This is a genomic window from Radiobacillus sp. PE A8.2 (genome assembly GCF_045635475.1).
In the GTDB taxonomy this organism is placed as follows: domain Bacteria; phylum Bacillota; class Bacilli; order Bacillales; family Amphibacillaceae; genus JBJGXI01.
The window spans coordinates 15,160-27,516 of the sequence record NZ_JBJGXI010000042.1 but is presented as its reverse complement, the minus strand read 5'-3'; the positions used below and the strand labels follow the sequence as shown (position 1 = coordinate 27,516).

The 12,357-nt window shown below is 34.6% G+C and carries 6 protein-coding genes and 1 pseudogene; 4 read left to right on the top strand and 3 right to left on the bottom strand.

Annotated features, from left to right (window positions below):
- Window positions 1-246: 246 nt before the first annotated feature.
- Entirely contained in the window at window positions 247-2,160 is a 1,914-nt protein-coding gene (locus ACI6MV_RS18970; RefSeq protein ID WP_407271889.1) for a glycoside hydrolase family 2 protein, read from the bottom strand.
- Between the two features lie 644 nt (window positions 2,161-2,804).
- Between ACI6MV_RS18970 and ACI6MV_RS18965 the strand changes: the two genes are divergently transcribed.
- The 4 genes from ACI6MV_RS18965 to ACI6MV_RS18950 all read left to right on the top strand — a co-directional run bounded on the left by ACI6MV_RS18965 (window position 2,805) and on the right by ACI6MV_RS18950 (window position 6,160).
- Window positions 2,805-3,518, top strand: a complete 714-nt coding sequence (locus ACI6MV_RS18965; protein WP_407271888.1) for a LytR/AlgR family response regulator transcription factor — start codon at window positions 2,805-2,807, stop codon at window positions 3,516-3,518.
- Entirely contained in the window at window positions 3,515-4,801 is a 1,287-nt protein-coding gene (locus ACI6MV_RS18960) for an ATP-binding protein (protein ID WP_407271887.1), read from the top strand. Before ACI6MV_RS18965 ends, ACI6MV_RS18960 begins: the two co-directional genes overlap by 4 nt.
- Before the next feature lie 879 nt (window positions 4,802-5,680).
- Window positions 5,681-5,893: a DDE-type integrase/transposase/recombinase gene (locus ACI6MV_RS18955; protein ID WP_407271886.1), complete on the top strand. Its 213-nt coding sequence runs from the start codon at window positions 5,681-5,683 to the stop codon at window positions 5,891-5,893.
- Between the two features lie 54 nt (window positions 5,894-5,947).
- Window positions 5,948-6,160 (top strand): IS3 family transposase, encoded by a 213-nt coding sequence (locus ACI6MV_RS18950; RefSeq protein ID WP_407271900.1) that lies wholly within the window; start codon window positions 5,948-5,950, stop codon window positions 6,158-6,160.
- A gap of 52 nt (window positions 6,161-6,212) precedes the next feature.
- Here ACI6MV_RS18950 and ACI6MV_RS18945 read toward each other — a convergent pair.
- Both ACI6MV_RS18945 and ACI6MV_RS18940 read right to left on the bottom strand, forming a co-directional pair.
- Window positions 6,213-6,329, bottom strand: a pseudogene (locus tag ACI6MV_RS18945) (IS30 family transposase); the annotation flags it as partial.
- Between the two features lie 256 nt (window positions 6,330-6,585).
- On the bottom strand, window positions 6,586-12,276 hold the full coding sequence (locus ACI6MV_RS18940; RefSeq protein WP_407271885.1) for an InlB B-repeat-containing protein: 5,691 nt from the start codon (window positions 12,274-12,276) through the stop codon (window positions 6,586-6,588).
- Between the last annotated feature and the right edge of the window lie 81 nt (window positions 12,277-12,357).

Below are 12,357 nucleotides of genomic sequence, written 5' to 3'. Positions count from 1 at the left end.
ACCTTTCACATTAAATTCCAAATAACATTTAAATAATGTCAACGTTTGCAAAATTCTGATTGTGATACAGTACTTTTCACTAAAAAAATAATGTTTCATTAATTATTACTTTTGTTTTTAGCCATCATAAACTCTCCGAATAAAAGATAATTTGGTTAATCTTACTGCCGGCAATCATAAGATCAACAACTTTTTTATTTATATCAACCACTAAATGGTAGATAACAAAATTAGTTAGTTATCATATTACATCCAATTGTTACTATCTGATTTTTTGAGCTTATATGATTTGTCAAACTTTTGTACTTTGTTTACATGAATACGATCTTCGCACTTTCCTGCTAATACTTGGATATCGTTTTCATCTTCTAAAGGCACTCTAAATTTAAATACTTTATCTGCCCTCTTTGATGCAATAAGCTCCCCATTATTGTAAATCTCTACAACAGGTTGGTTAGAGTAAACTTTCACTGTCGTGACTTTTTCAGCCCTGTTCTTATACCTTCTTCCACAAATGTGAACAAAGGGCTCCTCACTCCACCACGCTTTGTAAATATAAAAACTATCTTTTTTGACTTCCCTATCAAAAGTGACTAATCCTTTGTGATTCATTCCTGGTTCTCCACCTTGGTCTCTTGCATCTGCTGCAAAGTCAAACATATTCCACACAAATGTCCCACACAAATATGGATGACGCTTGAAGCATCTTAGCATGTACTCATGATACTTCGCTTGATACTCTTCTGTATGGTCACCTCTTCGCCCTTTTTTGGAGTGAAGATTAGGCATTCCCTCTGCACCGTATTCTGAATAGCTGAGACAACGGTTGGGATATAGAAAATGAAACATTTTAATAAACAAATCATTCAACCACAGCCCTGGCACATACCACCCAAGATAAAGATTGTATCCAACAACATCTGTAATATGTACAGTAGGATTGGTTACACTACACATTGCATAAGCAGCCAGTGTAGTAGGTCTCGTAGCGTCCAATTTATGACATAAATTGTTCAGAACAAAATGATTGTAATACATACTTTTCTTGTCTTTAGATGAAATGGTTATTTCATTAGATACACCCCATGTAACTATAGAAGGGTGGTTATAATTTTGAATAATTAGTTCCTTCATTTGACTAACTGTATTTTCTACTCCATTAGGCAGATGTGATGAAATATATGGGATTTCTGCCCATACGACCATTCCAACTTCATCGCATAAATCATAGAAATACTGGTCATGCTGATAGTGTGCTAGTCTTATAGTATTAGCTCCGACTTCTCGTATTAGTTCCATATCCCGATCATGATGCGTTTTTTCTATTGCGTTTCCAATATCTCTCCAGTCCTGATGTCTTGACACACCCCTTAGTGGATAAGACTTACCGTTAAGGATAAACCCTTTCTTTGGGTCCATTTTGAATGTTCTTACACCAAATCTAGATTCGACCTTGTCAACTAAACTATTATTTACATACAGTTTTGCTACAGCTCTATAAAGATAAGGATCCTCTACCCCGTGCCAAAGGTGGACATCTGGTATGGATAAATTCAACTCTGTACCGGTTCCACTTGCTATTTCATTTTCATCTCTATCTAGAATAGAGACTTGAACTTCTCCATCACCATCGTAATAAGTCTGAATATCTACTTTTCCAGTAGAACCCTCAACCGTAGGCGTTATTTTCATCCCTGGGCCACCGTAATAATCTAAATCAAAGTGATCCATAGATACCATCAATAAATCGACATCCCTATAGATCCCACCATAAAAAGTAAAATCAGCCATTTGAGGATAAATCGAATCATTGACACTGTTATCCACAATAACTTCTAGCCTGTTCTCATTTCTTAAGTAACTTGTAACATTTATTCTAAACGTCGAATATCCACCTTCATGCTGGCCTATTTCAGTACCATTAAGATACACTCTTGTTGAAGCATTTACGCCATCGAATTGAAGAAAAACCTTTTTGCTTTGTGAATCAAAATTAGGTGCTGTAAATACTTTTTGGTAACTGCACTCTCCCCTGAAATAATCATTACCTCCATCTTGACCGTCATAATTATTCCATGTGTGAGGAATGTTTACGCTTACTTCTTTTTCATTTTGCTTCTTAAAAATCCAATCTTTATTCAAATCAATAAATTTTCTCATTACAACTCCAACCTTTTTCAGTCTAAATGCCTTCCAGTTGATTGCCGATATGTCCAAAGCAGGAATTTGGAATACTTAGCTCCTTATACAATATCCGTGACAATGGTCTTCAGAACAGTTGAGCGCGCGTGATATAAAAAACAATCGCTCTTTCTTTGTTAATTTCCTTTAATGGGCTTCTCCTATTTTTCAAATTGTTTACCTTATCAATTTAATCAATGTACCAAGCCAAAGCAATAGAGATTGAAGAAGTGGTCAATAAATCGTCTTAAGTGGTAACTTCCCGAACAACAGGGAGAAATACTTCATTTCAAATGAGAAGAATGTCGCTTCGGGTAGTTCTTTTTCCTCATCCGTCGTAAGGTTAATCGTGTAGTAATCTTGTTAATTTCTTCAACTTGTCCATTTTGTTCATTTCATATTTAAGGATAAAACTCATTTACCAAAAGATGATTTTCGTGTATTCTTGTCCCAAACAGTTATCCTTTTTCAGTGGATTTGCAAAGGAATTGGTACACTCCCTTCGAGCAGTCAAGCTTCTAGGTAAAATCAATAGCCCAAAGTTCTGATCTTATTAAAGTTACATGATTAGGCAAAACGAAAGGAGACGAGGGTGTATTTGCTTCTAAATACACATTTCAAGTATGAAAATGTTACGTGTTGCAATTGTAGAAGATGATTCTAACTATAGGTCGGAAATTAAACGATATATAAATCAATATGCATTAGAAACTCATTGTGAATTTGATATTATTGAATTTGAAGATGGGGCTGATATTGTTAAGGATTATAAACCAGATTATGATATTATACTTTTTGATATTGAACTCCCTTCTCAAAATGGCATAGAAGCTGCTAGAGAAATTAGAAAGTCAGATAAGGATGTCGTAATTGTATTTATAACTAATATGGCACAGTATGCTATAAAAGGTTATTCGGTAGATGCTTTAGATTTTATTTTAAAACCGATTAATTATTATACTTTTAAAATACGATTTGCTAGAGCTATTGGTAGAGTTAAAAAGACGGAAATAAAGCAAATTTTAATTAATACTAAGCATTCTGTTAAGAGGCTAAATATTGACGAAATTTACTATGTTGAAAGTCAAAACCGCTTTTTATATTACCATACAGAAGATGATGTATTTTCCGCTCGTGGAACAATGAAGAGTATTGAACAGGAATTGGAATCCTTTCATTTTGTACGTTGCAATCATTGGTATTTGGTGAATCTTAAACATGTATTAGAAATAAATGGCGATAATGTATTAGTAGGTAATAATGAGCTTGAAATTAGTCGAAGAAACAAAACAAGCTTTACGAGAGCATTTACTAATTATATTGGAGGGAATCTATGAAAACATTCGTACTAGAATTACTCCCCTACTTACAGATTTACTTTCCTTTATGGTTTATTAGCCATGTTTTTTTAATGCCTTTAAGGCATAAAGATTTATTCTATTTAAGATTTATAGTTATTATATTTCTATATATTTTAGCAAGTTATCTTTCAGTCAAATTTTCATTTAATGAATTTATCTTAATCTTAATAGACTATATGTTGGCTTGTTCTGTATTTATTTTTTTGACAGAAAGTAAATGGAAGGAAAATGTATACTGTACCATTTGGTCCGTGATCACAAGCAAGTTGATGGTGGAGATTCTGTTATTTTTGAGGACAATTACTGGTAATACTGAACTACTAACAAGTTTGATGCAAATAGTTATATTCTTTGTTTTTGTTATTACCTTTGGAAGCATAGTTGGTTTTACAATAGCTAGAACAATGCCAGATGAAAGTGGTTATCACATTGGACCACGGCAATTTATATCTGCAGGTTCCCTTGCAATCATCTTTGAAATATTAACTTATATTTTATATCAAAATCATTTTAAAAATGAGAACTTGTTTTATTTTGGATTGATTTTAATATCACAGGTGTATTGTGTAACAGTTTTGTATTTACAACATGCATTATTTAATAAAAGTGCTATACAACAAGAATTAGAGAAGATAAATTATCTTTGGTACCATCAAAGATCACAATATAATCTAACGAAAGAAAATATTGCGCTAATTAATCAAAAGTCTCATGATTTAAAACATCAACTAGCAGCTTTTCGCAAAATGTCTAAGACTGAGGGGATAGAAGAATATCTAAAGGAAATCGAAAATACGGTGGATATATATGAATCAATAGTTAGAACGGATAATGAGGCAATGGACATTATCCTAACAGAAAAGAGCCTTTATGGACAGTCTCATGGAATACATATAAATTGTGTTGTAGATGGTAAAAAGATGAAATTCTTAGCACCAATAGACATATACACTATTTTTGGAAATGCCTTAGATAACGCAATAGAAAGTGTTATGAATATTAGTGACAGAAGTAAACGATTTATTGATGTCATTATTTATGCTAAGGGTCAATTTTTAATTATAAATGTAATTAATCCATTAGAAGAGACTTTAAAGTTTGAGAATGGTTTTCCTATAAGTACGAAGCCCCAAAATGGTTACCATGGGTTCGGGTTAAAGAGCATTAGACATACCATTCAAAAATATCAAGGGTATGTAACAATTGAAACAAAGAATAATTGTTTCAATCTTTGTATTGTAATTCCATTTCCAAAGTAGTTTTATTAAGGAAGGTTATCAAACATTTTCTTTTTTTGCCTTTGCCATTTGTTTCTATGGATTAGGTTTTCTAATCGGACATATGAAATGATATTTTTTGGTTTTCGTCCTTTCATGAAGCTCCGTCCAAATTCGATCATCCGACCAACTTTTGATATCATCATCGATTCTGTGTTTCTGTAAGTTTGAATCGAGCCATTTTGATTAAAACCAGTACCATCGTCTAATGTGAAATTTCAAATCCCGTTTAAATCGATTACTCCACGAGTTTCTGTACTTATTGGATATAACATGATTTAACCTCCCCTAATAATTGTTAATATAACAATAGACAAAAATATATATGTCTATAGCTATCATTAATGAAAACGATATCACATCATCATATTTTATAGGGTTGAAGAATGTACTTTTTTTACATTCTCATAAGATTTTTTACTCTTTTACTCAAAAACTTACTTACTCCTGAATTATTCATAGAAATTCTTAGATAACTTACGAGTTGAGAATGCCTATTTTAAAAAGCTAATGATGCTTCGAAAGGAGGGAAAATCCTAAAGGCAGCTGATAAATATGAATTCATTTATTCTTTTTCTAAAATGTTTTCCGTAATTGATCTGTGTGCTGTTATAGAAGTATCACGTAGTAGTTATTATAAATTGCTCAAAAAGAAATACCAACCTATGACAGATAAATAAAAAGATGATGAAGAACTTAAATCTATCATTCTAAAAATCTACAATTATACAGGAAAGACATATGGCTATCCTAGAACCAGTGATGAATATTTAAGCGCAAATATTTAAGAAAAAGAAGCAGTATAAGCATGAAGGATACAAAGCATGTAATGTATTAAATCGGGAATTCCAGGCAGATGAGATGCTTCGAAAATGGACTACAGACATTTCATATCTCTACGTTGGACGTACCCGTCTCTACCTATGTGCTATTTTGGATTTATTTAATAATGAAATCATTGCTTATAATATTAGCGATAAAAACGATAATGAATTAGTTATGGATGCTTTAAATATGACTACAGAGAAAATTGATGTAAAAGGGATACTTTTGCATAGTGACCAAGGCAATTAATTCACATCTCATGAATACACGAATTATTTAGAGTCCTGTGAGATGATAAAAAGTATGTCCAGGAAACCAAACTGCTGGGATAACGCGCCGATTGAAAGCTTTTTTGGCCGTCTCAAAGAAGAATCAATTCGTATTCAAAAGCCACGCACCATTAAAGAAGTCTATCAACTGATAGACTGGTATATGGATTTTTATAACAATAAAAGAAGACAAAAAGGTTTAGGATCATTAGCACCAATACAATACAAGCATAAATTGGGAGCTTAACCCCAAACCTTTTATGTCTACTTGACAGGGGTATGCTCATACACCCCATTCTTCTCCCAATTTCCCTTAGCGACAGGCCTTCATCCATATAGGCCTCTATATTACCTCTTTCCGTTTCGGTCAAATGTGCAAATGACCGTTCCTTCGTGTTAAAATGGCTATGAGTCATCGTGAATTACCTCCGTATGGTTTGTGTTTTAGTCAACCGTAATTATACGTGGTTTCACGATGGCTTTCTATTTATTTAGCTGTTGCATTTCATTTTACAATGAACCTAATTTTTTCAATTCCTCTGTCAATAAGATCATTTAAATTGATATCCTCCTTACAGTGGGTTAGTTCAAAAAAGGTATGAATATTCCTCGTTTAGTAATTCAGACAACTCACACAATAACCTTTAAATATTTTGCTCATGTTGGAAATATTTAATTTTCTTGTCTACGTCGTTGAAAGTAATACATAGATACTCCAACCCCGAATAGTAACACGCCCAGAATCAAATACATAAACATATTTAATGCAGTATTTGGTAATTGGTTTTCTTCTTTTGAATTCATGTTTTTTTGTTGGTCTTGGGATAACTCTTGATCATTCATATTATCAACTGTTCCACTTGTTGCATCTTCATCATTTTCAGTATTATCCATACCATCTGTTGAATTTTCTTCCTTATCAATTGGATCTGTAACCAAATCATCCTTAACTTCGACTTCAAATAATGTGAACGTACTAAACTTATCTACCGAAAACTTATATCCAACTGGCGTATCATTCTCATAAGTGATAGTTCCCTTTTGAATTTCAATCGTTCCATCACTATGCTCGATATAAACATGGATGTTATCTAAATCTATATCTTCTTGATAAAATTCTCCAATAGGTAAGATAATATCTGTTTTATACCCTGAATAATTCGTTTCAATTTCTTTTGGAGTTCCTAATATCTTCACATTTCCTTTTCGGTTGATAGACCTGACAACGGATTGCACAGATTTGTCATCATGCATTCGTTTTGCAAGCTCTTCTTGAGATAATTTATCACGCAAAGATACCACTCTAAAATAAAGATCTAAGCCATTTTCGTTTAACCTTTCAATTTCTTTTTTAGCTAGTTGAATTATGGCTTGGTCTGTCTTCACTTCTAGGTTACCTAAAACTTTTTTCAATGCTGCTGAGTTGATTTCTACAGCTAGTTCATTCGCTAAATCATTAATATCATCAGATAAATAAACTGAAAAATTCTTGTTTGATTTTGTTGTTATTAGTTCTTTGTCTACAATAATTTTATCAATTTTATTTATCACGTTGTTATTGCTGTCATACAAATTAATTCGTTCAATCAGATTGCTTTTTGAATTCAATTGATCGGAATCAATACTTGCTTCCCTTTTAATAGACTCACTTTCTTTTTTGGCAATTTTATTGCTTTTTGCAATTAATAGGAATGGTTTCTCAACAGAGTAGCCTGCTTTGGATACCGTCGCTTTCAAAATCACTGATTCATCATTCTCTTGTCTATATGTTGTTGCCTTACTACCTTCCATTGCGATCACATTTGGTTTGCTTGATTTCCAATTAATTGTTGTTTCATACATGCCAACCCTCAACATTAAGAATTGTAATGTAATACTTTCCCAAGTGTCATCTTCACTAAAATCAAAGGCAGTATCTATTGTTAAGTCATTCACAGCTTCATTAAGTTGATCTCTTATTTCCTTTTCTGTCATTTGTTCATATATTGCTAATATAGTGACAGGTTCTGACGGCATCGTGAACGTCGTTTCGATCGATGTGCTATCTGCGAACTCTACATTCTCACTTGTCACTTTCCATTCCTTAAATCGCTTACCCTCTGGTGCTTCTGCTGCTTCAATCATTACCGTGTCTCCTGCTTGATAGTCGCCAGTGCCACTTCCATCTTCTACGGTCAAACTATAGCTTGGAATGTCTTCATAATTGGCTGTAACTTCCACTCCCTGGGCTGGCATCGTGAACGTTGTTTCAATCGATGTACTATCCGCTAACTCTACATTCTCACTCGTCACGTTCCATTCCTTAAATCGCTGACCTTCTGGCGCTTCTGTCGCTTCTATCGTTACCGTGTCTCCTGCTTGATAGTTGCCTGTTCCACTTCCGTTTTCTACGGTCAAAGCATACGAATAAATCGCTTCTATGGTTACTGATCCCTCTGGCATTGTAAAAGTGCTACTAGGTTCACTTGCTTCTATTAATGTTACTTCTCCGCTAGTAATCTTCCACTCTACAAATTTCTTACCATTTTTTAAATCTTGATCCGCTTCTATATTCACGGTGTCTCCTACCCCATAGTCACCAGTTCCACTTCCATCCTTTACCTTCAAGGAATACGTATATATTGCTTCAATCGTTATCGCTTCTGACGGCATCACAAATGTTGTAGTTACCTGACTTGGTTCGGATAGTGCTACTTTACCGTTTGTTATGTTCCACTGCTTAAATTTTTTTCCATTCTCTACATCTTCATTTGCACTTATTTCAATTTCTTTACCCGCTTGATAGACTCCTGTTCCATTTCCGTCCACAACTGTTACTTCATATGTTGGAATGGCTTCATATATAGCTTTGACTTCCACTGCCTCCAACGGCATCGTGAACGTTGTTTCAATCGATGTACTATCCGCTAACTCTACATTCTCACTCGCCACTTGCCATTCCTTAAACTGCTTGCCTTTTAATGGTGTATAAGCTTCTATTCTGACTGTGCTACCTGTTTGATAAATACCTGATCCAGTACCATTTTCAACTTCCACTTGATTTCCGCTATCAGAAAATTTAATTATTTTTTGATCAGATACCTGAAGTTGCTCCACGTGATCGGTAGGTAACCCTCCGTATTCGACCAAATAACCATCTACTGGACTCTCCTCAGCAAAATCATTCCAATAACCGATGGCGTTCGTAGCCCAACTAGTAAATTGATGACCATAGCCAAAGATGTGTAAATAATCCTCGCCATTTCCATCATTATTAGGTTCAGACCATGAATTAACATACCAATTTGCATATAAATCATTGGTAATTTCTCCATCACCATCACCTTGCCAGAATTGCTGTCCACTCTCAGGACCAGTTACCCATTCCCAAACACCCTCATTATTTTCATCACTAGCTCCTAACCAGCCAGCTCCTCTTGATTTTTCTGTCACAAAATTATTTTCTTCTGCCGATGTAACGGTAGCCAAGTATCCTTCTCTACCATAAAAACTTTTTTTAGAAGCAGCCGTTTTTGCATCCTGCCATGAAATGCCCTCTGCTGCTACAAACTCATAAAAATGCTGTGTTGGATCAAAATATAATGCCTTACCAATCGTAAAGGATATTTGGCGTTGTGTGGATTCTATTTCTGTCGTATCAAATGTAATCGATTGAAGCGCATCTTCATATTGTTCAACGGACGCTTCACCACTAAGTGTTAAAACACCATTATCCTCATTATAACTACCAGAAATACCATTCTGATTACTAAAAATGAGTGAATCACCTAATTCAAAATCATTAATTATAATGGAGGCACAATCTAGAGCTTCATAACTTTTCATTTCAATTTCTAAATTTAGGTCAATTACAACACCAGAAGTATAATTCGTTATTCCGTCTGAGGTTTTAATCCCGATATCTTCCTCCATAACTTCATCATCAATTAATACCTCAATATAGGCTCGATCACTTTCAATCCCATTTTCTTTCACAGAATAATAATAACGCTTTTCATTCGTATTCATATTGCTATCAATTATAAATTCAGATCCACTCGAAATTGCTTCAGTATCCGTATCATTTTCATAAAAATAATAGGTAGGACCAGGTTCCGGTGTTACGGTATAGGCTTGATCTATATCTTTCGTAATCGTTATTGGACTCGGTGCATCTGGTTTAGGTAAATATAACATCGAAGTATCAGACGCGAAAGTTGTTACAGTTGTCTCACTGTTCTCCCCAACTGGTAAATTTCCGAATTCAACAAAATATCCTTTTGCATCCCAGGTTGAACTGTTGGTTGGATTGTTTGGACGATCATTCCACCAAAAATCTGTGCCTTGTCTACTGACACGATCCAAGGAAGGGTCACTTAGTGTTGAGAGAACCATTTCGCGCTTATTAGCTGGAATGTCTGTCCCACTTAGGCTATCCTCATTGGGCCCAATTTGTGTATTTGGTTCACGCCAATCATTTTTGTCTTGTTTAGTTGATTGGTCTTCCCAACCTTCTTTTTCTCCCCAATTAAAATAGTAGCCTTTTTCTAGTGATGAATCATCCAAGTCAGCAACAGGTTTATCAAAGTTATTCTCTGTATCTCTTGTACCTGTACTTGCATAAAATTTCGTACCTATTTCTGGGCCATTCATCCAATACCATGCATCAGTGGTTTGATCTGTATCAAACCCTTCATAATACAAAAGCGCACCTTCCGTTCCTCCTGACGCATTTACCTTTTGATCAGAAGTCGGTTTTAAAATTGCACCACCAAGCCAACCTACCTCTCCACCGGAAAGAGAATTAACATAAATATCTTCCTCTTTACTCATGATAGTCGCAAGATAGCCAGTTCGCCCCATATAATTCATATCTTTCGCTTTCTGATAGGCATCTGTCCATGACACTTTATCCGTCACATACTGATAATAATGTTCTGTATCAATACTATAATATGTATCATACTGAACATCTTCTGAAGTGAGAACTACTTGGACCGATTGTTCACCACTTTCCAGTTGATAAGCAACCTCTTGCAAGTAATTTTGAACATCCGTTGTTGTCACAGATTCAGATAGGTTAATACGTTTAGTATAATTGTTTGCCTTAGAGCTATCTGAAACGGTAAAGCCAGCTGGAGAAGCTGGCAGAATGATCTTGTCATTTTCCGACACTGCTTTATTAAAACTAATTAAAATCGTTTTAATAGCCGAACCCTTGACAGTTAAATCTTTAAAAAAAAATTTACCTTCTTCACTAGATTCTTCATTTAATGAGATTCCGACCTGTTCTGATGCAATTTCCACATCAATTGCTGCTCTTTCACTCTGTACACCATTTTCGATTATAGAATAATAATACGTTTTTCCATCCGTATTCATGCTTGCATCGATGGTAAAAGAGGAACCAGATCCCAGTGGTTTTACAGCTGTTTCATCTTCATAAAATACATAGTCCTTCCCTTCTTTAGGGGTAACAGTTAGTGCTTCATCCTTTGTTTTAGTAACCGTCATATCTGTAGGTGCTTCTGGTTTAGGTTCTTGCTTATAACTATCATTTTCTTTAATACCAGATGATGTATACTCACTATCAAAAAACACACCTAAAATTTCATGTTTCGAGTAGGAACCACCTGTTGCGGATGAAAATCCAACAAAAACATCTTGCGTATTGCCAAAAACATCTTGCAAGTCAATAGCTTGATCTAGATATGGATCTGATGGTTTTGTTGTATTCCCATCTGAATCTTTTGCAAAATAAACTTTCATATTACCCGCAGTGTAATCAACCCACACGGAGTATAAGTTTGTATCTTGATCAATAACTCCTAGATCTTTAGAAGCTAAATGATTGGTATAATCTCCATTTTCCATAATTGCAATGTGGCTTGCTGATGGGTCAATTCCTGGGTTTTCATAGGTATCTATTTCCACAACAACACTAGGATCAATACCACTATATCCCATCCCTTCACCTTCAGCACCCGCTGTATTGCTATCCGCTTGTATAACAAAAGCAATACCATCTGCACCAAACTTGTCTGATTCCGAAATTTCAAACGTATATTTCGCATTAAATGATAAGTCTTCACTTAAACGAATACTATCATTGAAATAGGCAAAACCTTTCTTCCCCTTAGCTGGAGGTGTTAATTGAATACGGTCTAGGTCTGAAGAAATGCTAGCATCATAACCAACATTCCAAAAGCTAGGATCAAATTGATCATTAATACCCAAACTATCATCACCCTGTGCAATCGTAATTGGGTCAAACGTTGCTGCCTCTGCTTGATTTGGTATAATTGGCATCATCGAAAGAAATAATCCAAAAATAAGCCACACGCTAATCCATTTGTTCCACTGTTTTCTATGTTGCCTGTTCATAAAAACCCTCCAAATTCATTATGTAAGTACTTGTAGATTTCTACATTTTTCTACATTTTTCTACAGTAATTATAATTATTT

Bases quoted from the DNA above. Each gene is read 5' to 3' on its own strand.
- ACI6MV_RS18965 (WP_407271888.1), top strand. From the start codon at position 2,805: ATGAAAATGTTACGTGTTGCAATTGTAGAAGATGATTCTAACTATAGG.
- ACI6MV_RS18940 (WP_407271885.1), bottom strand. From the start codon at position 12,276: ATGAACAGGCAACATAGAAAACAGTGGAACAAATGGATTAGCGTGTGG.
- ACI6MV_RS18960 (WP_407271887.1), top strand. From the start codon at position 3,515: ATGAAAACATTCGTACTAGAATTACTCCCCTACTTACAGATTTACTTT.
- ACI6MV_RS18955 (WP_407271886.1), top strand. From the start codon at position 5,681: ATGCTTCGAAAATGGACTACAGACATTTCATATCTCTACGTTGGACGT.
- ACI6MV_RS18970 (WP_407271889.1), bottom strand. From the start codon at position 2,160: ATGAGAAAATTTATTGATTTGAATAAAGATTGGATTTTTAAGAAGCAA.
- ACI6MV_RS18950 (WP_407271900.1), top strand. From the start codon at position 5,948: ATGTCCAGGAAACCAAACTGCTGGGATAACGCGCCGATTGAAAGCTTT.